General features: G+C 39.9%; 18 protein-coding genes. 1 reads left to right on the top strand and 17 read right to left on the bottom strand.

The genetic code is table 11. From position 1 onward, the window contains the following. The first annotated feature begins 327 nt into the window (after nt 1-327). Nucleotides 328-1104 carry a GntR family transcriptional regulator gene (locus AC075L_RS02335; RefSeq protein WP_173702911.1) on the top strand — a complete coding sequence of 259 codons (777 nt, stop codon included), beginning with the start codon at nt 328-330 and terminating at the stop codon, nt 1102-1104. 117 nt (nt 1105-1221) lie between these two features. On the opposite strand, the gene AC075L_RS02330 is transcribed toward AC075L_RS02335, so the two are convergent. From AC075L_RS02330 to AC075L_RS02250, 17 genes are all read right to left on the bottom strand, one after another. Continuing rightward, nucleotides 1222-1893 carry an MgtC/SapB family protein gene (locus AC075L_RS02330; protein WP_118633574.1) on the bottom strand — a complete coding sequence of 224 codons (672 nt, stop codon included), beginning with the start codon at nt 1891-1893 and terminating at the stop codon, nt 1222-1224. 85 nt (nt 1894-1978) lie between these two features. Then, nucleotides 1979-2854, bottom strand: a complete 876-nt coding sequence (locus AC075L_RS02325) for a sugar phosphate isomerase/epimerase family protein (protein ID WP_118633573.1) — start codon at nt 2852-2854, stop codon at nt 1979-1981. Nucleotides 2855-2872: 18 nt separating this feature from the next. After that, nucleotides 2873-3673, bottom strand: a complete 801-nt coding sequence (locus AC075L_RS02320) for an HAD family hydrolase (protein ID WP_118633572.1) — start codon at nt 3671-3673, stop codon at nt 2873-2875. A 21-nt stretch (nt 3674-3694) separates the two neighbouring features. Then, nucleotides 3695-5041 carry an ABC transporter substrate-binding protein gene (locus tag AC075L_RS02315; protein WP_118633571.1) on the bottom strand — a complete coding sequence of 449 codons (1347 nt, stop codon included), beginning with the start codon at nt 5039-5041 and terminating at the stop codon, nt 3695-3697. A 29-nt stretch (nt 5042-5070) separates the two neighbouring features. After that, nucleotides 5071-5922: a carbohydrate ABC transporter permease gene (locus AC075L_RS02310; protein WP_118633570.1), complete on the bottom strand. Its 852-nt coding sequence runs from the start codon at nt 5920-5922 to the stop codon at nt 5071-5073. Next, nucleotides 5922-6818, bottom strand: a complete 897-nt coding sequence (locus tag AC075L_RS02305) for a carbohydrate ABC transporter permease (RefSeq protein WP_227194831.1) — start codon at nt 6816-6818, stop codon at nt 5922-5924. Before AC075L_RS02305 ends, AC075L_RS02310 begins: the two co-directional genes overlap by 1 nt. Before the next feature lie 269 nt (nt 6819-7087). Further along, complete coding sequence (locus AC075L_RS02300) at nt 7088-8098, bottom strand: ADP-ribosylglycohydrolase family protein (RefSeq protein ID WP_173702912.1); 1011 nt, start codon at nt 8096-8098, stop codon at nt 7088-7090. A 569-nt stretch (nt 8099-8667) separates the two neighbouring features. Next, complete coding sequence (locus AC075L_RS02295; RefSeq protein WP_118633568.1) at nt 8668-9693, bottom strand: ABC transporter permease subunit; 1026 nt, start codon at nt 9691-9693, stop codon at nt 8668-8670. Then, nucleotides 9693-10748, bottom strand: a complete 1056-nt coding sequence (locus tag AC075L_RS02290; protein WP_118409129.1) for an ABC transporter permease — start codon at nt 10746-10748, stop codon at nt 9693-9695. Before AC075L_RS02290 ends, AC075L_RS02295 begins: the two co-directional genes overlap by 1 nt. Then, nucleotides 10748-12268 carry a sugar ABC transporter ATP-binding protein gene (locus tag AC075L_RS02285; RefSeq protein ID WP_118566877.1) on the bottom strand — a complete coding sequence of 507 codons (1521 nt, stop codon included), beginning with the start codon at nt 12266-12268 and terminating at the stop codon, nt 10748-10750. The genes AC075L_RS02290 and AC075L_RS02285 overlap by 1 nt, the downstream gene beginning before the upstream one ends. Before the next feature lie 149 nt (nt 12269-12417). Beyond that, nucleotides 12418-13461: an ABC transporter substrate-binding protein gene (locus tag AC075L_RS02280; RefSeq protein WP_118331572.1), complete on the bottom strand. Its 1044-nt coding sequence runs from the start codon at nt 13459-13461 to the stop codon at nt 12418-12420. Nucleotides 13462-13709: 248 nt separating this feature from the next. Then, nucleotides 13710-15206 carry a sensor histidine kinase gene (locus AC075L_RS02275; protein ID WP_227194830.1) on the bottom strand — a complete coding sequence of 499 codons (1497 nt, stop codon included), beginning with the start codon at nt 15204-15206 and terminating at the stop codon, nt 13710-13712. Between the two features lie 3 nt (nt 15207-15209). Further along, nucleotides 15210-16856, bottom strand: coding sequence for a response regulator (locus tag AC075L_RS02270; protein ID WP_476387083.1), 1647 nt, complete (start codon nt 16854-16856; stop codon nt 15210-15212). Between the two features lie 510 nt (nt 16857-17366). Further along, entirely contained in the window at nt 17367-18716 is a 1350-nt protein-coding gene (locus AC075L_RS02265; protein WP_476387082.1) for a radical SAM/SPASM domain-containing protein, read from the bottom strand. A gap of 71 nt (nt 18717-18787) precedes the next feature. Then, nucleotides 18788-19369, bottom strand: coding sequence for an HdeD family acid-resistance protein (locus tag AC075L_RS02260; protein WP_118572241.1), 582 nt, complete (start codon nt 19367-19369; stop codon nt 18788-18790). A gap of 255 nt (nt 19370-19624) precedes the next feature. After that, complete coding sequence (locus AC075L_RS02255; RefSeq protein ID WP_476387081.1) at nt 19625-20182, bottom strand: TetR/AcrR family transcriptional regulator C-terminal domain-containing protein; 558 nt, start codon at nt 20180-20182, stop codon at nt 19625-19627. A gap of 197 nt (nt 20183-20379) precedes the next feature. Next, complete coding sequence (locus AC075L_RS02250) at nt 20380-23145, bottom strand: glycoside hydrolase family 3 protein (protein WP_195999103.1); 2766 nt, start codon at nt 23143-23145, stop codon at nt 20380-20382. Between the last annotated feature and the right edge of the window lie 134 nt (nt 23146-23279).

The raw sequence follows: 23279 nt of genomic DNA, 5'->3' as shown, positions 1-23279 counted from the left end.
CTATATCTTTCATTCCCCCATCTTCATCCCTCCTTTTCTTTATTATCTTTCTTTTTATCTTTTATAAATATATTTTCTTTAAAATCATTATTTTCTTATAATTTATATATACAATTTAGTCCTACATTTGTCAATAAGTATTATCATAAATAGTTCGATAAAATTCCCCCTAATTCTATTTTTTTACTTTACAAACCAAATCTACTATTTCCTATCCGTGTTCTACAAAACGGCTTGACTTTCCTTTATATGTGCATTATACTTGTATTAGCTTGTATTAACATTAATACTCAAAGACGTAAAATTCAATTGGAAATGGAGTTCTTTATGAAAAGCTATAATATCAATCGCGAATCTCCGGTACCTGTTTATTATCAGGTTGCTGCTGATTTAAGAAACCGCATTAATAATGGCGAATGGGGAAGTAATGGTCAACTCGATTCCGAATCTGAATTAATCGAACAATATAGTGTCAGCCGTGTTACTTTACGTCAGGCACTCGCTGAATTGGAAAAAGATGACCTTATTAAACGTTCCCGTGGAAAACGTTCTGTTGTCAATGACAACCCCAAACAATTTATTCATCAGTTACGCTACTCTTTAGTCAGTGGAAATTATGAGACGGACAGTGAACATCCTATTTCTGCTGAAATGCTTGAACTGAAAAAGATTGATAATCCTTACAAATCTGTTTGTGAAACCTTAAAATTAAAAGAAGGTGAATCTGCTATTTATTTTAAACGTCTGTTCCAGTGTGACAACAGACCAATCGCAATTGGTCGTTCCTGGCTTCCCTGCAAACTGGTACCTGATTTAGAAAAAGATGGATTAATCAATAATTCCCTTTCTCAAACAATGAAAGAACGATATCACTTAAATATAGTACGTGTAGATGATATCCTTGAAACAGTACGTGCAAGTTTATCCGATAGTCAGTTATTAAATTCTGCATATGATACTCCTTTAATTAACATCAAAGGAATTTCTTATCTGGACAATGGTCTGCCTTTAGAATCCTCTAATACACTATGGTTGGGTGATCGTGTTCGTTTTGCTTTATCATTTACCAAAAGCAATGATACATTTCATATGCATTCAACATAATCACTTGATAACTATTTAGGTTAAAGCTGATTAATATTTGATAAACAAAAAATGCCAGAGCCGATATTAAAAACAGCTCTGACATTTTTTTGTTAAAATTTATTCTATAATGGTTTTCTATATATCAATAATAGATACTCCTTTTAATTCAGATATCTTATTAAGTACTTCCACTTTTTCATATCCTGCTGGAAAAACCGCTTCTATATCCATATCAATTTTTCCAGAATTCTTTTTTCTCATTTTCATAGCTGCAATTGATATCTTATCCTTCTTCAAGACTTCTTCTACTTCTTTAAGTACCTGCTCATCATCCATATATTCAACTCTTACATTGGCCCTATACGGTTCATTTGCTAAAACCCGAATATTATGCAAGACAAACTGAACGCAGATTACGATCACAGTTGCTATTGTAGACAATACCCACTGTCCAGCTCCTATTGATAATCCAATTCCTGAAGTAACCCATAATCCAGCCGCAGTAGTTAATCCATTCACTGCATTATTTCTTACAAAAATAACTCCAGCTCCCAGAAATCCAATTCCACTTACTACCTGTGCCGCAATTCTCGAACCATCTATATCCGGAAAATCCGTAAAACCATATTTTGATACAATCATCATTAAGGCCGACCCCAGGCAAACTAGGGCATGCGTTCTCATTCCGGCACCTTTATGTCTGTGTTTTCTTTCAAATCCTATAGCTCCACCCAATATACATGATGCAAGCATCCGAAATATTAATTCCCTCTGACTATATACTGCATTCCATAAGTCTTTCCCCATTCCAGTCTCCTTTTCTCAATCCTATATAGCAAAGGCAAGATAACAGAAACTTTTTCAAGTTTGCCATCTTGCCTTATCTTACTGCTTATTCCAATCTCAATAAATAATTTCCCACTGCAACACTATGTTTCAGTGCAGATAACACTAATTCCTGAGGCAGTCTCATCGTATAACGATGAACTTCATATGTAAAGTCGCCTGTGTATTCAATGGCTTTCAAAGACCGTACTACTTTTCTCCAGTCTGTATCTCCACTAAATGGTAATAGATGATCTTCATACCGGCTTATATAATCAGAAATATGTGTTGCCTTCAGACGTTTTCCAACCAATTGTAATTGTTTGCTTATATCCATTTGCATAATTTCTGAATGTTCTACATCCCAGCATATACCCACATTGTCAAAGTCTTTTGACAATGTATCCACAAGGTCGATCAGTTCTTCTGCTGTTGTAGTATAACGCCGTTTTGGAGAAATGTTCAGTTCCCACAGATTTTCAATAGCAATGCCAACATGATATCGGGCAGCAAGTTCTAATCTTGGTTTAAGGTATTCTATTGTTTTTTCTTTAGAGCTTTTTACTGGCGTTGCTGAATCAAAGTCTGTTCCGGCATGAATAACCAGCCATGGAATTCCAAGTACAGACGCACCTATGATACTTCTTCTGATAAATTCATCCTCTGTTTCCCTGTCTTTAATGTTATCATCACAAAAATTATAAAAATAAGAATGTCCCTGAGAAAACTCTACATGTTTTTCATTTGCCAACTCTGCCAGTTCATGCACCCATTCTTCCCATCTCTCTGTTCGAAATGGTGTATCAAAATTTGTACAGTCAAGGAAATTCATATCCATTACTCTATATCCCGCTTCGCTGCACATTTTAATACAATCTTCAATTCTCGCCTTTGTACCATCTGGTCTGTTAAAATACATACAAGTTGACGTTGACAATCTCATCTCATTTCCTCATTTCTTTTAGATTACAATATCACAGTATTTCTCTACTGCTTCCGCAACTCCATCAATACATCTGCCTTCCGCAACAAAATCTGCTGAATTTTTAGCTTCATCCGTAGCGTTTCCAACTGCAACTCCAATTCCTGCTTCTGTCAACATTTCAATATCATTTTGATGATCCCCAATAGCCATAATATCTTTTAAGTCTATTTCCAAATGCTGTGCCAGTATTCGAAGTGCTGATGCTTTTGTAGAGTCTTTATTAACAATTTCCACAGATTTATTCGTATATCTGGTAAATCCATACTCATCGGAGAGAGTTTTGCACATATCTTCCAAAATGGCAATGGCTCCTGTTCTTACATCATCCATCACCATCAGTTTATCTATGTATAAGCTCTCCCATTCCTCTTCTGTAAATTCATGTGTATCAAAATAACGGTTAAACGTTTCTCTCTGTTTCAAAATCCACGGAGTAACTTTATAAACAGTTTCTTTTCCATCAATGCTGTACACCAGAGACATCCCCATTTCATCTGCTTTGCGGATAATTCCCTGTAACCCCTTAAGCGGAATTTTATTCCGCTTAAGGACAGTATCTCCCTGAACAATTGTCACACCATTACATGCGATATATGGAATCTGTATATCCAACTCCTGAACATATTTTTCTGCCATACATTCTACACGTCCGGTTGCAATTGTAAAAAGAATACCTTTTTCACGCAGCGCATGAGCCATTTCAACTGCTTTTTTCGGCAAGACTTCATCTCTGTCTATCAAAGTTCCATCCATGTCACTGATGACTAACTTAACCACTCAATCACCTCTCAAATTATTCTAGCCATTAGCTCTTACATACGCTGCCAGTTTTTCGTCACACTGATCAACAATATTATTATATGTTGTATCTTTATCCTGATTTCCGTTTCCGAATTCTTCCATATTATTTCTGATTACTTCATCCATTTCCCAGTTAATAATATCGAATGGTTCCTGAACATTTGGATTAGACGCATTCATCTGGTCTACAGCTACTTTATAGTTAAGATTTTCTTCCAGATATGTTGCCATAGCTTCTTCATCGTATGTCTTGGCATTTACTGGAAGATATCCTGTTGCACTGTCAAATTTTGCCTGAACTTCCGGTGAAGCAAGATACTGTGTAAAGATCCAGGATGCATCAACCTGGTCTTCATCACCTTTGTTGAAAATAGCTTCGCAGGAACCACCAATAGCAGTGCCACCTTTATCATTTGCATCAACCTTTGGAAGTGGTGCAGTACCCCATTCAAAGTTATCTCCTACCAGACTGTTAATTGTTCCAATACGTGCAGAAGACATAACTGCCATTCCAAACAACTGCATTGCAAACTCTTCATTAATATTATCTTCGGTTGGTTTATATCCACCTGATTTGATTACTTTTTCCCATTCCGTAAGGAATTTATCCAGTGTACCATCTTCATCACAGGTAAGTTTCGTCATCATTCCTGCACGTCCACCTTCATTATCTCCTACGAAATTATAATCGCCCTGACCGCCAATCCAGTTAACAAACTGATATCTTCTGACAGCAACATTTAAACCATATCTCGTAACATTGTCACCATCCTTTTCTACCAGTTTTGAACATGCATCTGCCATTTCAGCGATAGTTGCAGGAGGATTTTCCGGATCTAATCCAGCTTCTTCAAACATTGTCTTGTTATAATACAGTAAAATACTGGAGGCATTAAACGGCATTGCAATCATTTCACCGTCATATGAGACAGCTCTTACAGCATGTTCATCTAAGTCTTCCTGAGCTACAGTAATATCCTGTCCTTCTTTATATAAATCTTCAACCTTTACTAACTGCTCATAATTAATCGCAGAAGGAATACCACTACATACAATCTGAGCTACATTCGGGAAGTTTTTGGTATCATTTGCCTGTGCCAGAGTTTTCAATTTTTCACTTACATCATCTCCCTGATACACACTCTTTACTGTAATTCCCTTTTCTTTTCCAACAGTCTCATTGAAATCATTTACAATTGTTTCCATTGCTTCGCCGTTCACACCAGCCATTGTATGCCAGTATTCAATTGTTACATTGTCATCTTTTGCGCTTGCAGTAATCGGACACATTGTTGCACACATTGCTGCTACTAACGCTACGCTCATTACTTTTCTCATCTTCATAAAATTATTTCTCCTTTTTTTATTTTTTATCAACCTTTAACAGCTCCACCCATCAGACCACCAACGATCTGTCTTCTGAATATTACAAATATCACTGCGATTGGAAGTAATGCCAGAATTGATGCAGCCATAATTGGTCCATATACAGTTCCTTCCGGGAAGTTAAGCATAGTTACACCTACCTGAATCGTTCTTAATTCATTCTGGTTTGTAACCATCATTGGCCACAGGTAAGTATTCCATGTACCCATAAACGCAGAAATAAATACTGTTGTAATTACCGGTTTATTCAATGGTAATAATATTGTTGCAAAGAATCGGAAGTTTCCGCATCCATCTACTTCTGAAGCTTCTTTAATTTCCTTGGAAAATGTCAGGAAATTCTGTCTCATAATAAAGATGTTCATTGCAGATACCAGAAATACAACCATCATACCAAGGTATGTATTTACCAGCCCAAGTCTGGATACTGTCTGATAGTTTGTAACCAGAACTACATCTCCCGGGATCATTACTGTTCCCATTACAATTGCAAAAATAAAATTTTTACCTTTAAATTCATAAAAAGCAAACGCATATGCCGCCATACTTGCCGTGATAATTCTGACAATTGATGATACACCTGCCAAAACTAATGAGTTCAACATATATCTTCCAAGTGTTGTTGCTGAAATTGCAGATTTATAATGATCCAAAGTAACACTTCTCGGAATAAGTTTAGGCGGATTACTTAATATTTGATTCGATGGCATAATCGAAATAAAAAACGCATATATAATTGGCGAGATTATAACGATACCAACGATTACTGCAAATATCTGAAAGAGAACATTTTTCACAACTTTCTTTCTCTTATTTGCAACTGGGTTATATGATTTCATTAGGTATAATGCACTCCTTTCTTTTCAAATGAAAAGCTGACTGCCATCGCAATTCCAGTTAAAATAAAAGCAATTACTGCTGCTGCATAAGCATCATTATAATTTAAATTATTAACCGACTGCTTATACATAAATGAGATCATAGTCTCTGTTGATCCCTGTGGACCACCCTGTGTTAAAATCAGCACCAGTCCGGACATCATCATGTTCTTAGCCAGAGAGTTACAAATCAGATAAAATACAGTTGGCGAAATGATAGGCAGGATAATCTTCCATGTTCTCTGCACCATATTTGCTCCGTCAATATCTGCACTTTCCAGTAATTCCGGTGATAAACCTCTGATTGCAGAAAGCAAAAATAAGAAATTGTAACCAATGTTCATCCATACCGCAATTAAACTGATGGCAATCATTGCAATTTTTTTATCATTCAGCCAGTTAAAATGTGTTCCCAGAACATAGTTCAATACACCGATTGTCGGATTATACATTAACTGAAAAATCATTGCAGCTACAGACATTGAAACAGCCATTGTGATTGCATACAAAGTTTCATATAAAGGTGACATTTTTGTTTTTTTGTTTGCAATCATTGCCAACAGCAATGCTATAAAAATCGCTACCGGTGATGAAATCACCACATATATCAATGTATTTTTTATTGTCTGCAAAAAAGCTGAGTTGGTCAATACACTAATATAATTCTCCAATCCTACAAACTCCCTGATTTCTCCCATCGAATTAACCAAGAAAAAACTATTAAAAATAGTTTTTGCAAATGGATAATAGGTAAAACCTACAAAAAACAAAAGTGCAGGAAGCAAATACAAAAAAGGTTCTATTTTTTTTCGCAGCTTTTTCTTTTTACGTACCTGCATTTGATTCGGAACATCCATCCGGTTTCTCCTTTCTCAATACATCATTTTATGGGCGCCTTGTTTTAATGATGTATTATATCAAATACATGTTTACAAGTGCATCTTAACACTGACTATCATCATTGTCAATATTAAACTATAGATGTATTCTCATCAATACATGTTTTCGTCTTTTTATCTAATTTATTCCATGTAACATTTTTATGCATATTGTATATCTTTGCTTAACATTACTTAACAAAGCACCCATATTTTTTCACATTTTTCTAACATTCAAATGCAAATACTTAACATTCCCATTCAGGAATCAAATTAATAATCTGTTTTGCAAATTCTTCAAAATCAACACCATTTACTTTTTTAATTGTTTCTCTCCATTCCACCGGCACTGCCTCAATGCCAGAATATGCCCCGGCCATTGCACCAGCCATTGCTGCATTTGTATCACAGTCTCCGCCGAAATTTACACAATACTCATTTACAAGCTTCACATTTCCTTTGCCTAGGGCAAATAATCCAATAGCAACCGGTATAGATTCTGCTGCAAGATCACCGCCACCAAAATAATTATAGAGTTCTTTCATCGTTTCTTTATCATCACTTGATTTTTTCACAATATCGTATACAAACTCAACCCTTCTGGAAATAGAAGGTGACACAATTGGATATCCATATTGCTTTCCAATTTCAGCAGCTCTCATTGTTTCCTTTACGATAAAATCAATATCCTGTTCACCTCTTACACAAAGAGCAACTCCCCATGCAATTGCCGCTGCTGATGAAACACAAACAGTTGTATTATGTGTAGGCAAACATGTAAGATAAACATCTTTTACCATTTCTTCACAAGTTGATCCTCTCAGTCCATGGATGATTCCTACCGGGCTGATTCTCATTGCAGAACCATTGGTATTTCCATATCTTCCACTTACATTGATATCTGCCCCATCCTTAATTGCTTTCAATGCTCTTTCTGTACTCGGACCTAAAGGACTTGCATATTTATCCTTTACTCTTTCTGCCCATGCAAGTATTTCATTCACTACATCATGAGAATCTACTTTCTTGTTTCGAATAAACGATTTCATCAGTGCCATTGCCTGCTCTGTATCATCTGTATATTCTCCTGCTTTCAGCCCATCATGAAAAATATGACCTTTTTCCGGTGGATAAAAGGTATCAATCCAGCCCCATTTTTCAGCAATATAGTCCTGTGTCATAAATGAAGATGGTACCCCTAACGCATCTCCAGTTGCCATCCCATATAAGCTTCCTGTTACACGATCCTGTTCGTTCATGTAAATTCCTCCTTCTCTTGTCATCTTGTATTATGTTTAATACTTGTATACTCCTATATAACCATACATTTTCTTTTATGTCAAGCAATTTGTATATTTTTCTTTTATATATTTTTTAAAACTGTACATTTTGCACAATTAAATCATTCAAAACTATGACTAATCAACAAAATTCTTCTCGTAATATATTATTTCATAAAATAAATAGAGCCAAAATTTATCCTCTCAGTAGCATCATATCTTTCTCTCTGCCATTACCCAGCGCAAAGCAGCCTCTCTCTACGGGTGAATTTGGAGAGGCTTAGGAAGTCTTAGGTTTGGGAAATTCGCGTTATGAAAAAAAACAGCAACTTGTCTGAGCGAAGTTTGCAACGGAGCGAGTTTTGCGTTTTTTTCATGATTTTAGCGGATTTTACAAACCTTAGAGTTCCTTAGCCCCGGAATCTGAACCCGTAGAGAGAGGCTGCTTTGCGCGTCCCTCCTGAAAAAGCAAAAAAACAGGTCGAAACTCAAAACTGAATTTCGACCTGTCTCTTTTTCTCAATATTTACCTGCCATTCGCATGCAGCCTATTTGTTTTTCTTCTTCATAGAAGCAATCACTGACTGAATCACAATAAAGAAACACAGCAACAGTGAAAGAATAATCCTTACCCACCAGCTTGATAACGTACCCTGAGTAGTAATCAAACTGGAAATGGTACCCTTGATCAGAACACCAAACAAAGTACCAATCGGTGTACCAACACCACCAGAAAGAAGCGTACCACCGATAACTGCTGAAGAAATCGCATCCATCTCAAGACCTTTCGCCTGCTCAACGAAACCAGCACAGCTGTTTAAGCAGAACAGAAATCCTCCAAGACCTGCAAGGAACCCATCCAGCACATAGGCCTGGAACATTGTTCTCTTAACATTCAGGCCCATCATTAATGCACTCTGACGGTTGCCGCCAATCGCATACAGCTTACGTCCGAATTTACGGTATTTCAAAAGAACTGCAATGATAATAACAACGATTACCGCAATCACTACTGTAGGAGGAATATAAGCCGGAATGAATTTTCCCTTCTTATTCGTAGAACCAAAAGGCATATAAAAACGGAAGTTTGCCCACTTCAGGAATAACTCATTCTTAATAGAAATCATATCAGTACTGATGATAGCTGTCATACCACGTCCAAAGAACATACCAGCCAGAGTAACGATAAACGGCTGAATATCAAGGTAAGCTACCAGAAAGCCCTGGACAACACCAAAAGCAACACCAATAAGCAGTGCAACTAAAACTGCCACATATGTATTTACACCCTTATTCTCCATCAGATCTGCAAGAACCATGCAAACAAGAGCTGTTACAGAACCAACGGAAATATCAATACCTCCGGTGATCATTACAATGGTAAGTCCACATGCGATAACCAGAAGTCCTGCATTAGATACAAACAGATTCAAAAACATCTGCGGTTTTGCAAAACCTTTATCAGCAAAAATAATCATACCTGCAATATACATAACTGCAAATAAAGCGATTGTTATCAGAAGCAGGAAGCCGTTTCCTGTCATTTTCTTTTTCTGCATTCCATTTGCTTTCATTACTTCTGACCTCCTTCTGCTGCCACACTCTTTTTAGCTTTTAAGCCGGCAATATATTTTTTAAATACATCACTCTGCAGAGTAACGATAATGACTACCACGATTGCCTTATAAACAGGAAGCTGGTCAGCCTTTACGTTCATTGCATAAAGTGTTGTGGTCAGAGCCTGAATCGTATAAGCACCGATTACGGAACCGATCAGACTGAATTTACCACCGCCAAGGAAGTTTCCGCCAAGTGCTACTGCAAGGATGGCATCCATTTCCAGGTTAAGACCGATGTTGTTTGCATCTGCGGAATAGATACGGCTGGATGCTACGATTCCGGCAATACCAGCCAGCACACCACAAATAACATAAGTAAGGAATTTGATCATTGTGGAATTTAATCCAACAAGGCGGGCTGCTTTTCCATTAATACCAACGCTTTCAATGTAAAGGCCAAGTGCTGTTTTCTTCAGGATCAGATAAACAATTAAAACTGTGATGATCGCAAAGAAAATAGGAGTTGGGATCGGACACTTTCCAATGTAACCACCTGCCATCTTAAAAGAATCCACACGAATATAAGTAATCTGTCCATTTGTTACAAGCTGTGCGATACCACGTCCGGCTGTGTAAAGGATCAGAGTTGCAACCATCGGCTGAATATTCAGCCTGGCAACCAGAAATCCATTGAATGCACCACATAATGCAGATGCAAGAAGCGCTGCAATCACTGCAATGATAATCGAGTTCTGATACTCATTTACAGAAACCTGTCCACCGGAAAGGATCTGACAGCAAACAGCAGCTGCTACAGCCATAACCGCACCCACACTGATATCCTGTCCACCAGATGCCGCTGTTACCAGTGTCATACCGATTGCAAGGATAACCAACTCTGAAGCACGATTGATAACATCAATGATATAACCGTAAAGTACGCCGTTTCGGATCGATACATTAAAGAAGTCCGGTGTCTTGATCACATTGAGCAAAAGTACGGCGATGAGACACACGATGGGAAGAAACAGACGCGCACTTGTTATTTTCTTTAATTTACTCTTATTCATTATTTATCGTCACCTCCGGCAATAGCTTTCATAACTCCGCTCTGGGAAAGTTCATTCTCTTCCAGCTCGCCTACCTTCTGACCGTCACGAAGAACTGCCATACGGGAGCAGGTGCGGAGCATTTCCTCAACCTCTGAGGAGATAAATGTAACTGCCATTCCCTGATCCGCAAGATCAAGAACCAGTTTCTGAATCTCTGTCTTAGTACCGATATCAATACCTCTGGTCGGCTCATCCAGAATCAGATAATCCGGATTAGTCAGAAGCCATCTTCCAAGGATAACCTTCTGCTGGTTACCACCGGACAGACTCTTAATCGGGGTTTCACGACTTGCTGTCTTAATCTGCAGTAATTTAATATACTTATCAGCAGCATCCTCCATTTCTTTCTTGCTTAATGGATGGAACATACCGCGTTTAGCCTGGAGCGCTATAATAATATTTTCTCTTACAGAAAGATCTGCAATGATACCTTCTGCTTTTCTGTCTTCCGGAAGGTACGCCATACCAAGCTTCATAGCATCCAGAGGACTGTTGATCTTTGCTTCTTTGCCTTTTACCTTAAGGGTTCCAGTCTCAGCCTTGTCTGCACCGTAAATGGCACGTACAAGTTCAGAACGTCCGGAACCGAGAAGTCCGGTAAGACCGATAACCTCTCCTTTATTAATGGTAAGGTCAAATGGCTTAATTGTTCCCTTGTGGGAGATTCCTTTTGCTTCGATAACAGGTTCAGGTTTTGCTTTTTTCTTATCTTTGTGCTCGCCTTTAATATCAGCAAGATCATCAAAATCTTTACCCATCATCTTGGCAACCAGCATAACTCTCGGAAGATCCTTTGTCTCATATTCTCCTACCAGTTCGCCGTTACGAAGAACTGTAATTCTGTCGCAGACTGCATATACCTGTTCAAGGAAATGGGTGACAAAGATAATACCTACTCCTTCGTCACGAAGTCTTCTCATAAGTACAAACAGCTTCTCAACTTCATCGTCATCCAGTGATGAGGTTGGCTCATCCAGGATCAGCACACGGCATTTCATATCAACTGCACGTGCAATTGCGATCATCTGCTGAATAGCGATGGAACATTCTTCCAGCATCTGTGTTGGCGGCACATGAATGTCCAGGCTCTCAAGAAGCTTTCCTGAACGCTCATTCATCTGCTTCCAATCAATCATTCCCATCTTTCTCGGCTCTCTACCGATAAATAAATTCTCGGCTACGGTCAGGTTCGGGCAAAGGTTTACTTCCTGGTACACTGTACTGATACCGTTTGCCTGTGCCTCCTGCGGAGAATGATTTACAATTGCATTGCTGTTTCCGGCCATATGAATAGAACCGCTTTCAAATTCGTGAACACCGGTCAGCACCTTGATCAGAGTTGATTTACCTGCACCGTTCTCACCCATCAGTGCGTGGATTTCACCTTTACGAAGGGTAAAGTCCACATGGGAAAGGGCACGAACGCCAGTGAAATTTTTGGAAATATCGCGCATCTCCAATACTACATTTTGTTCCATAATCTTTCCACCTGCTTTCTATACTGGTTTTTACCCCTCATCGCTGAATTTTTTTCAGCAAAGCGGGTTAATTCATGGCATAAAGGTAGCGTGGTCCGCAACCCGGGTTTCTCCGAATTATGAACCACGCTCCGGATTTACACTAATAATTAGTATGCACGTCCATCAATGATGTCCTGTGTAATAGTTGTTACTTCATAGTCAGCGTCGTCAACTTTGATAGATGTAACTGTATCATCAGCTGCAAACATTTCTTCATCTACATAAGCCTGTTTGTCAACCTCTTCGCCAGCTTCAAGTTTCTCGATGATTTCCTGTACACGTGGTCCGTGTAATGGGTTACACTCTGTATCCAGTGTGATCTTTCCGCTTAATGTATCTGTAAGACCAGCGTTTGTTGTATCGAAGGACATTACAAGGATCTGGCCTTCTTCTCCACCAACTTCGTAGCCTGCTGCTTCGATCGCATCAATTGCACCAAATGCCTCGTTATCATTCTCACAGTAAACAACATCAATGTCATCACCGCTCTGTTTCAGGATAGATTCCATAACTTCCTGACCTTTGGCCTGTGTAAATTCACCTGACTGCTGTGCAAGTGTTGTCCAGTTGTCATGAGCCTCTACTGCATCGTCAAATCCCTGTGTACGTCCGATCTGAGCAGATGCACCGATAGTTCCCTGAATATCAACAAGATTGATTTCTTCATCTCCACGTCCCTTTGCTTCCAGATATGCATCCAGCCATGCCATAGCTTTCTGGCCTTCAAGTTTGAAGTTTGATCCAACCCATGCAGTGTAAAGGCTGTCATCAGATACATCAACCATACGGTCTACGATAATTACAGGGATTCCTGCGTCTTTTGCTTCCTGGAGAACTGTATCCCAACCTGTCTCTGTTACAGGAGCAAGTACGATGTAATCAACTTCCTGCTGGATGAAGTTACGGATTGCTGTTAACTGGTTTTCCTGTTTCTGCTGTGCATCATCGAAGATTAATTCATATCCGTTCTCTTCGCTGAATGTGGATTTCATGGATTCTGTATTAGCTGTACGCCAGTCAGATTCAGCACCTACCTGTGAGAAACCAACTGTGATTGTGTCGTCCGCTGCTGCTACACCCACTGCCGGAACAACGCTCATACCGCATACCATTGTTGCTGTTAATAAAGCTGACACGATTTTTTTCTTCATTTTGTAAATCCTCCCGATTCATTTAAGATGTCTTTATTATAGTAAAAATCCAGGAAAATTCCATAGAATATTTTCCGCAAAAAGTTTATTCTTCTATCATATTTTGTTCATAATTTATACAAAGTTTGTTTTTTTATTGCGGAAGTTGGATTTTTTATTGTGCATTATAAATATAGAAATAAATTATCAACTTTTTTTATATTCACTTTGCACAATTCAGCATTAGTCGACATAATTCATACATTCCATTATTTGGCAGACCTTCGTAAGTCTCTATCAGCAGGCCATAAAACTGTTCTTGAATTGTTATCCAGGTTAATTTTTTTCGCCATATACACTTCCATAACCGTACCTTCTCCCTCTGTAGAAGAAATCTTCAGTCCATAACCCGGACCATAATAGAGTGCAATTCTCTCTGACACCGCAGCAAGTCCGAACCCGGCACGTTCACCGGTGCGGATGGCTTTCTGTACTTCATAAAGACGTTCCGGTGTCATTCCCTGACCATTGTCAGTCACTCTCAGCATCATATCATCTCCCAGATTGAATCCTTCAATAAGAATCTTACCTTTTCCACGCTTATTCTTAATTCCATGATAAAGAGCATTCTCCGCTAACGGCTGCAGAGTAAGCTTCGGCACCATCACTTCATCCAGTTCCGGCGGAATATTAATCTCAAATTCCATAATATCCCTGTATCTTGACTGCTGAATCTCCAGATAACTCAATGTGTGGCGTTTCTCTTCCGACAGCGGAATGATATCCTTCCCCTTCGAAAGCGAAGTGCGGAAAAAAACAGACAGACTTGTGATCATATCCACTGCATCCTGCTGCATACCACCCTCCACCAGCCACACAATAGTGTCCAGTGTATTATACAGAAAATGCGGATTTACCTGTGCCTGGATCAGCTGCAGCTCCGTCATATGCTGTACCTCCTGCTCCTTACGCACATTCTCAAGAAGCCCTTCAATCCTTCCTGCCATCTTTCTGGTACCGGCATCAAGCTCCTGGATTTCAACACTGTCGGCAGATACTGCATTAATAGTTTTGTACTCTCCTTTTCCAACCTTCTTAATATTATGGAGAATTTCAGAAATCGGTTTGGTAATGCTGTATGTCAGACGGAAAGAACGCCGCAGCAGAATAGCCGTAGCAACCAAAATCGCCGCACACATAGTGATGATCGTCAGACGTACATTTCCAGCCAGTTGAGACTCTATCTGCACCAGTTCCGTCGCCTCCTGATAAATATAATTCTGCATTTCTTTCTCAAAGAGCGTGGTCAGGATTTCTGTATTATTTGCCACAAATTCCTGTCGTTCCTGATAATTCTTTATCTCAAGAAGCTGATTCATCCGTTTCTTAAGATTCTCCAGATAGTTAGTCAGATATTTCAGAGAACGCAGGCTTTCCTTCTTTGATGTGGTTTTCTTCAGACTCTCCACAGTACTGATTGCCTTGTCTACCTGCTCTGTCGGCAGCCCGTCCTTACCTTTTCGCCCGATAGTCACATAATAGATATCCATATCCACTTCATCTTTAAAGCTCATATCATTATTGGAATTTCTATAGTTTGCATTATATTCCGAACTCACCGCCAGATTATTAGACAACTGATTATATTCATTTGTATAATGCCAGAAAAAAACAAGAAGCACTATGATCAGAATTGTCATAGGGATCATAGTGCTCAGAAGCATCCACTTCATCTTTGTTTCCAGCTTCTCCTGTTTCTGCTTCATGAATCAGACTTCTCCTCTCGTCTTACGATACTCACTCGGAGTCATTCCCTGAGTTTTCTTAAAAAGATAGCTGAAGTAATGCGCATCCTTATATCCCACTTCCCCTGCAATCTCACTGGAACGTTTGGAGGTACAGCGAAGCAGCTCCTTTGCCTTGTCCATGCGAAGCGAAGTCAGATACTCAATAAATGTCTGTCCCATATTCTGACTGAAAAGCGCGCTGAAATGATTGGCACTCACATTCGCCGCATGCGCCACTCTATTCAGAGAAATCTCTTCATCCATATAATGTCCATCTATAAAATCTATTGCCTGCTTCAACACACTTCTGTTCTGACTGCCTGCATTTTCATCACGGATTGCAATGGCCCGTTTCAGGACTTCCTCTGCATATGCAACAGAAGCTTCTGTAGACTGGCTTGTCTTCTTCACAACATCATCTGTCTCTTCTCTGGACAATTCCGTATCATCATATCCAATTTTCTTAAGAAATGACAGTACAGAAAAACGCACATTCAAAACCACATAATTACGGAACACCAGTGATTCCATCGGTTCCCTGCCAATAGCATGGAAATAATCATGGACAAAACTGTCTACTTCATCTTCCAGACCACTGCTTAAAAATTTCTGAAGGATTTCCGGATTCAGGGCATTGATATTCACATTCTTAAGCTGAACAGCTTCTGTTTTTGAAGTGTCTGCTGAATTCTCCTTTACCTGCTCAAGCATATTGTAATAAAGGATATGCCCGTCATACAGATAACGGAATGCATAAGTTCTTGCCGCCGTGTGATAACTCTGCTTAATTTTGCTCAGACGGTCTGCCTCCTCGCCGACTGCCACAAACCAGTCCACATTTGCTCTGGTTTCTTCCATGATCTTCTGAATTGTTTCCACACATTCGCATGTATTCTTCTTTATCGTGTCTCGCTGCCCCTTGACCAGAATCGCATAACTAAACACCTGATGTCTGAAAAGCATCGCAACCGGATGACTGAGGAAATAATTCTCAATCTTCTTATGTACTTCTGCCTCCCAGTCTGAATATCCTTCCGACGAATTATAACTGCTGTCTGAAGCATCCGGTGTAAAAATCAGAATATTATAAGCCTCTGCCACAATATCAAGATTCAAACGATCTGCTCTCCGATAAATCTCTTCCAGATCAAAGTCCGCTCTCACCAGAGATTCAAAGAAATCACGGCTCGCATTCCTCTCATACTCCTGCATTTCCAGTTTGAATTTCTCATAATATTCCTTCTGCGTCTTCTCATGTTCATAACGATTATGAATCTCCTCCAGACGCTCAATAAATGCATTCTTAGTAATTGGCTTCAGCAGATAATCCTCCACACCAATACTGATCGCCTGCTTCGCATAGTTAAAGTCATCATAGCCACTAAGAATCACAATCTTAATGTCCGGCAACTCCTTCTTCACCAATTTACATAATGTCAGACCATCCATAAACGGCATCTTAATATCAGTGATCAGAAGATCCGGTTTGCTCTTTAATATCAACGGCAGTGCCATCTCCCCATCAGATGCTTCTCCTGCCAGTTCAAATCCATACTGCTCCCAGGGAATCATCTTCTTAATCATCTCCCTGATCACAACTTCATCCTCTACTAAAAAAGTTTTTAACATCCCTACTCACTCTCTCATACTAAAAAATCTACAGCAATCCTCTTAAATACATTATTTACGAGAACTTCTACATATCCATTATACAGGTTAACACCATAACCTTAATACATGTCGCACACTCAGGCAAGTTATTTTTAACAATAAAATGCTTCTCACACTTCCTTCCACAATCAATCAACAGCGCGAAACAGCATCTCTCTGTGGGTGAATCTGGAGGGGGCTTAGTAACTCTTAGGCGGAGAAAATCCGCGTTATGAAGAAAAGCAGCAACCTGTCTGAGCGAAGTTTGCAACGGAGCGAGTTTTGCGTTTTTCTTCATGCTTTTAGCGGATTTTCTCCACCTTAGAGTTACTTAGCCCCCGGAACTGAACCCACAGAGAGATGCTGTTTCGCGCCTCCCCTTATTCAAAGACGAGAAAGTTCCCCATCCGGACAGGGGATGACCGGACAGGGAACTTTCTCTGATAACTTTGGCTAAATTTTGAGTTAATATTTTTTCTTATTATTAAGTTACTTATTTTTTACAGGAAATAATTCCTCTGCTTTCGGTGCCCAATGCTCTGCATAAGCATCACACTTCGCACAGAGATGCTCCACAGACTCCGGTGATTGCAAATCTGTAGACTTCGCACCGGATTCTTCAACCATCTTACGAAGCTTCTGCGGATTCTCAAGCATCGGGCATGGACGAAGCATATTTTCATTAAACGGCTGACCGTCATGATATGCCATGAAGATCGGACTCTTCAATGCTTCCAGCAGAGTATTTTCATAAATATTTGCATTAGAATAATGGATAAATACACATGGGTCTACATCACCATTCGCATTAATATGAAGGTAACGTCTTCCTCCTGCAATACATCCTCCTACATACTGCGCATCATTCTGGAAATCCATTCCAAAAATAGCTTTTGTAGAACGATACTCTCTGATCTTGTGATACATCTTCTCACGCTGCTGTGGATTCGGCATTAATTCTACTACAGCGTCATTACCTGTCGGCATATAATGGAAAAACCATACAAATAATGCACCACAGTCAATAATGTGATCAAAAAATTCCTCGCTGCTTACACTGTCCACATTTGCAGAAGTATAACAGGTAGATACACCAAACGGAAGTTTATGAGCTTTCAGAAGTTCCATTGCATGCATAACTTTCTGATATACACCTTCTCCACGGCGTCCGTCGTTTGCTTCCTCAGAACCTTCCAGGCTGATCGCCGGAACAAAGTTCTTAACACGAAGCATTTCCTGGCAGAACTCTTCGTCGATCAGTGTACCATTTGTAAAGGAAAGGAATTCGCAGTCCGGATATTTCTCACAGATACGCATCAGGTCCTTCTTGCGGACCAGCGGTTCACCACCTGTATATATGTACATATAAGTTCCCATTTTTCTGCCCTGCTCTACAATAGAACAGATGGTATCAAAATCAAGATTCAGTTTGTGACCATACTCTGCTGCCCAGCATCCTGTGCAGTGCAGATTACAGGCACTTGTAGGATCAAGAAGGATTGCCCATGGAACATTGCAGTTGTTCTCTTCTGCTGTTTCTTCCTGAAGTGCACTTCCCTTTAAGCTGGCATTGATGATAAAGTTTGTAAAGAATGCTTCACGTACTCCCGGATCCAGCTCATAAATCCTCAGAATCAGTTTATACCAGTTGCTGTCCTTATCATGAATTGCATTACGGATTGCATTTCTCTGTGACTCATACCAGCCATCCGGTACAAATTTATCTACAAGTTCCATCAGTTTCGGTATATTTACTTCCGGGTCCTTTTCCAGATATCCCAGACCTGTTTTAACTGCTGCTGCAAGTGCAGCCTGTTTTGCTTTGTCCATTAATTTCATGTGATTGCTCCTCCTTGTTGTAATGTGATATATATAAACACCTGTGTATCAGGTATATTTTTATTATTTTATCAATATTCATCCATATCTATGATATCCTGTTTCTGGTTTTTAATAATTTTTACAGTGTAAATCGCCACACAAAGATTCAGAATTCCCTCAAACAGAACCGAAACACCAACCAGGATCATCATGATCTCTGCTGCCTCAAACGGCCTTATCAAAAGTAAAAATCCCAGAACACCGGTCAGAATCGCTACCAGGAGAATCCTCCACCAGAGATTCAGCCCGAATTTCTTTGCATCTATCGACATCTGAATTTTAAATAATGCATCCGCAAGGATCAGAAGTCCAAAGATTCCAAAGATCAGATTCACCACTACGTTCCTGCGTACTATAATAATAATTCCTACTGCTGCCATCAGCACTCCAAAGGCAAGATCAAACTGAAACGCCAGACAATAGATATCTCTGGAAAAATATCCCAGAATCTTTATCAATCCGTATACAATAAGCATAATCCCTACTGCTGTACAGAAAACTGCCATCGAACAATCCGGCCAGATAATCAGACAGGCACCCAGAACCATAAATAATACAGACATAATAATATAACCATTCTTGGCTAATTTTAACTGCTTCAGTGCATCCATCCTATTGCTCCTCCCTTCTGAAATATACCCGAACCTGTGACTGTCAAGCTCTTGTTTTCATCTCTTTATGGCTGCTATTATAGCTGTGATTTTTTTAACAATAAATAGACAAAAAAAAGCCCATGTCCAAAAAACAGACATAAGCTTAATTTTGTATAATATGAAAATTAAAGGAATTACCTATAACGCTTCTCTCAGATAATACATTTAAGAGAATTGCTATAATAAATATCAGGAACAACAGGTATTTTCACTCTATTCTGATCTGTTCAATACCGCATGTAGCTCAGGGTGCTTTTCAAAAAGCCGGGAAGCCTGACGCATTTCTTCCCCAAAATCAGATTTCAGATTATTATCCAGCCACTCCATCAGAAATCCCGTAAACAGACACTTATAATATTGAATCAGAATCCGGATTTCTCCCTCATCAAGATCAAACTGATCTGCATTTTTCCGAAAATATTCCATAATAATATAGTTGGAAATCTCATTCATATAAAAAAGGAACGTATCTTTTTTCACTGATCTGTAAACATTAAGCATAACCTTTCTGTTATTTCTCACCAGATCTGCCATTTCTTCCATACATTCCAGAATAGAGGCTCTGTCCTGTGGATGTTCCAGAATCTCATCCCACTTCTTTTTCAAAATAAACTCCACTACATCCGGAATATCCTTAAAATGATAATAAAAAGTATTTCTGTTTACACCACATCGTTCCACGATATCCTTCACCGTAATCTTAGACATGGGCTTTTCATCCAGCAATTCTGTAAAAGTCTTTGCAATAATTTCCTTTGTAAAACCTGACATATTATCTTTTCCTCATCACTCTTAACACTGTTCTAATCATCAGTAACACTTTTCCTCTGAACAGCCCGCTCCGCATTAAAAAAGTCCACAGATAACCACTTTTATAAAGCAATTATCACTCATCTTTCGCAGGTTCTGAGTATTTTCATAATTATGCCATAAAGGATATAGTTTTGCAAGCGTTCCTAAAATTGGTCTTACCTATTCGGAATCAGCACAATTTCTTTAATTTCAAGATTATCCGCACCATAATAAAATTTGATATAGTGATTATGACCAAATTCCATATTCAGGATGCGGCTTTCTTCTACCCATTTTCCATTGGTCCCCTGTACTGAAACAGTCATCTTATGAATATTATCCAAAAATACAGAAACTGGAAGCTGAGCCAGCTCACCAAGATCAGATTTCAAAGTAAACTTCATTGTGAAATCACCCATGAACTCGTTAGTCACAGCAATCACATCTGCCTTTCCCTTTGCAGGATGTAATAATGCACCGTCAATTACAATTTTCTGTGTCACCGAATCACTTTCAATACTTACCAGACTTCCGGCATCCACATCGTCCTCTTCCTTTGTATTCATAGCCTCCAGTTCTTCTTTACATATTCTGTCTGTCAACAATAAAACAGAAGGACTTTTTAACAGAAATCCCAGGATATTGGCAGCATTCCTCTGCAATTCTCCCACAGTAATTTTTCCTGCATGAAGCATTTCCTCCACATCGTCATTCTCCGGATTGGACTTCGCATCACTCACTACCATATAAATATCATTCTGGGCAGCTACCATAGGAGCTTTCGCAGTTACCTCTGCCTGATGACCCTCATAATTGGACTTCGCCCACCAGTCAGTCATGACAATACCCTGAAATCCCCACTCTTTTCTCAGAATAGTTGTACACAGATCATAGCTACCTGCAGTCCAGAGCCCATTTACACTTCCATAAGTAGTCATTACAGAACGTGCACCACCCTCCTTTACCGCAATCTCAAAACCTTTCAGATAAATCTCACGCAAAGCTCTCTCAGAGATCACAGAGTCCGAAGTACTTCTTCCAACCTCCTGATTATTACCACAGAAATGCTTGATCGTACTTCCGATTCCAGACTTCGCCATAGCCTTCACCTGAGCTGCACAAATCCTGCCTGTAAGAATCGGATCCTCAGAAATATACTCAAAATTACGTCCGTTCAATGGATTTCTGTGAATATTCATACCTGGTCCAAGAAGAGAATCAATCTTATTCAGACGAAGCTCCTTACCAGTCATCTCATACAATGCACCCACAAGCTCCACATTAAAAGTACAGCCAAGAGAAGTTCCATTCGGCAGTGAAAACGCCTTCGTACCACAATCCATACGAATACCGGACGGACCATCCGAACAACATCCAACCGGAATTCCAAGCGCAGTCAGGCCATCTGTCACTCCGCCAAAAGCAGCCGCCGTTCCCGCAGTAACCTTCGGGCTACACATACCCTCACCCCGGAACATCGCGATCAGATCCTCCTCACTAATCTGCGCAACAAACTCCTCCATGGAAACCTTCTTATCCAGCACATCCACCAGCTTATATCCCTTATCGCCTGTATAGACATAAGTTTCCGGCATCTCATTCGCCCTACGCTCCTGAGGATCAATCGTACGGACCGGCACATCCTCAGTCACCGCCTGATAAGTCCCATCCGGCAATAAAACAGCCTTCATCCTCTGAAACTTCTCAACCGGCGCATAAGCCTCCTCAAGCTCCTCAATCACCCGGAACTCTTCCTCATAACATCCGACAGACACCGCACTTCTCACATCACTGCCGACAAAAATCTCATAACATCCCTCTTCCAGAACATAACAAGACTTATGCCCTGTCACACCGCTGTCATCATAAGAAGCCATATCATACTTTGGAATAACAATACAAATCTCTTCCTGCTCTCCAGGTGCCAGCTCCTTCGTCTTCGCAAACCCAATCAGCCTCCTGGCCGGATTTCCCAGTTTCCCCTGCGGAACCTTCACATAAACCTGAACAACCTCTTTCCCCCTTACCTCACCAGTATTAGAAACCGTCGCAGACACCGTAATCTCATCCCCGGTATTCTTAAGAATCTCCGCTCTCGTCTCAAAAGTCGTATAAGACAGCCCATACCCAAACGGATAAAGCACCTTATCCTTCGCAAACGTCTCAAAATAACGATATCCGACATAAATATCTTCCTTATAATAATTCTTAAACGGATCCCCAAAATTCTCAGTAGATGGATAATCCTTAATATCAGCAGCAATCGTATCCGTCAGCTTACCACACGCACAAGCCTTACCAGTCAGCACATCAGCAACACCATTTCCACCTTCCTGGCCACCCTGCCATACATACAGAACAGCCTGCGGATGATACTTCTGCACCCAGCTCATATCAATAATATTACCAACATTAAGCACAACAACCGTACGCTTACTCACCTCACAGACACGGCGGATCATATCCTCCTCCGTCTCCGTCAGACAATAACTGCCAGCCTTCGCATTATTATCCTGATCCTCACCCGCAGTTCTGCCAATAACAACCAAAGAAACATCATCCCTGCGCGCACAGTCAAGCATCTCCTCTGTCACATCCATCTCCTTCTGACACCAAGGCACACGCCCCCAACCCTGACCTTCATCATAAGGATTCTCCATAATCCAATCCTCATAAATCCCCATCAGCTTCTCATCCAGATGAACCCCTTCACACTCCTTCAAAGCATCCAGAATCCCCACGACATACCTCGTATTCACCAAACCACCAGAGCCAAGCCCACTCTTATAATAATGAAACGCCATACGTCCAAAAACAGCAACCCTCTCCCCATCTCTCAACGGAAGCGCCTGTCCCTCATTCTCCAGCAACACACACCCCTCAGCCACAGCCTGTCTCGCCAATGCAGCATACTTCTCCAAATCTAGCTTATAACTATTCATAATATCTATTTCCTTTCTCCACAAAAGCCATCTCAACTCACTATCAAAACATCTCTCTCAGCAGCTCTCCCAATGACCGTTTTCCAACAATTTTCAATCTTCATCTTATCAGAAAACTCCCCCATTGAAAACAC

Source organism: Blautia sp. ZXY-1-B12, from assembly GCF_056339915.1.
Note: the sequence above shows the minus strand (reverse complement) of the source record. Positions and strands in the feature narration are given on the sequence as shown.

What these genes read in the sequence shown, in the direction of transcription:
- AC075L_RS02335 (WP_173702911.1), top strand. Translation starts at nt 328, where the DNA reads ATGAAAAGCTATAATATCAATCGCGAATCTCCGGTACCTGTTTATTAT.
- AC075L_RS02330 (WP_118633574.1), bottom strand. Translation starts at nt 1,893, where the DNA reads ATGGGGAAAGACTTATGGAATGCAGTATATAGTCAGAGGGAATTAATA.
- AC075L_RS02325 (WP_118633573.1), bottom strand. Translation starts at nt 2,854, where the DNA reads ATGAGATTGTCAACGTCAACTTGTATGTATTTTAACAGACCAGATGGT.
- AC075L_RS02315 (WP_118633571.1), bottom strand. Translation starts at nt 5,041, where the DNA reads ATGAAGATGAGAAAAGTAATGAGCGTAGCGTTAGTAGCAGCAATGTGT.
- AC075L_RS02310 (WP_118633570.1), bottom strand. Translation starts at nt 5,922, where the DNA reads ATGAAATCATATAACCCAGTTGCAAATAAGAGAAAGAAAGTTGTGAAA.
- AC075L_RS02305 (WP_227194831.1), bottom strand. Translation starts at nt 6,818, where the DNA reads ATGGATGTTCCGAATCAAATGCAGGTACGTAAAAAGAAAAAGCTGCGA.
- AC075L_RS02300 (WP_173702912.1), bottom strand. Translation starts at nt 8,098, where the DNA reads ATGAACGAACAGGATCGTGTAACAGGAAGCTTATATGGGATGGCAACT.
- AC075L_RS02295 (WP_118633568.1), bottom strand. Translation starts at nt 9,693, where the DNA reads ATGAAAGCAAATGGAATGCAGAAAAAGAAAATGACAGGAAACGGCTTC.
- AC075L_RS02290 (WP_118409129.1), bottom strand. Translation starts at nt 10,748, where the DNA reads ATGAATAAGAGTAAATTAAAGAAAATAACAAGTGCGCGTCTGTTTCTT.
- AC075L_RS02285 (WP_118566877.1), bottom strand. Translation starts at nt 12,268, where the DNA reads ATGGAACAAAATGTAGTATTGGAGATGCGCGATATTTCCAAAAATTTC.
- AC075L_RS02280 (WP_118331572.1), bottom strand. Translation starts at nt 13,461, where the DNA reads ATGAAGAAAAAAATCGTGTCAGCTTTATTAACAGCAACAATGGTATGC.
- AC075L_RS02275 (WP_227194830.1), bottom strand. Translation starts at nt 15,206, where the DNA reads ATGAAGCAGAAACAGGAGAAGCTGGAAACAAAGATGAAGTGGATGCTT.
- AC075L_RS02270 (WP_476387083.1), bottom strand. Translation starts at nt 16,856, where the DNA reads ATGTTAAAAACTTTTTTAGTAGAGGATGAAGTTGTGATCAGGGAGATG.
- AC075L_RS02265 (WP_476387082.1), bottom strand. Translation starts at nt 18,716, where the DNA reads ATGAAATTAATGGACAAAGCAAAACAGGCTGCACTTGCAGCAGCAGTT.
- AC075L_RS02260 (WP_118572241.1), bottom strand. Translation starts at nt 19,369, where the DNA reads ATGGATGCACTGAAGCAGTTAAAATTAGCCAAGAATGGTTATATTATT.
- AC075L_RS02255 (WP_476387081.1), bottom strand. Translation starts at nt 20,182, where the DNA reads ATGTCAGGTTTTACAAAGGAAATTATTGCAAAGACTTTTACAGAATTG.
- AC075L_RS02250 (WP_195999103.1), bottom strand. Translation starts at nt 23,145, where the DNA reads ATGAATAGTTATAAGCTAGATTTGGAGAAGTATGCTGCATTGGCGAGA.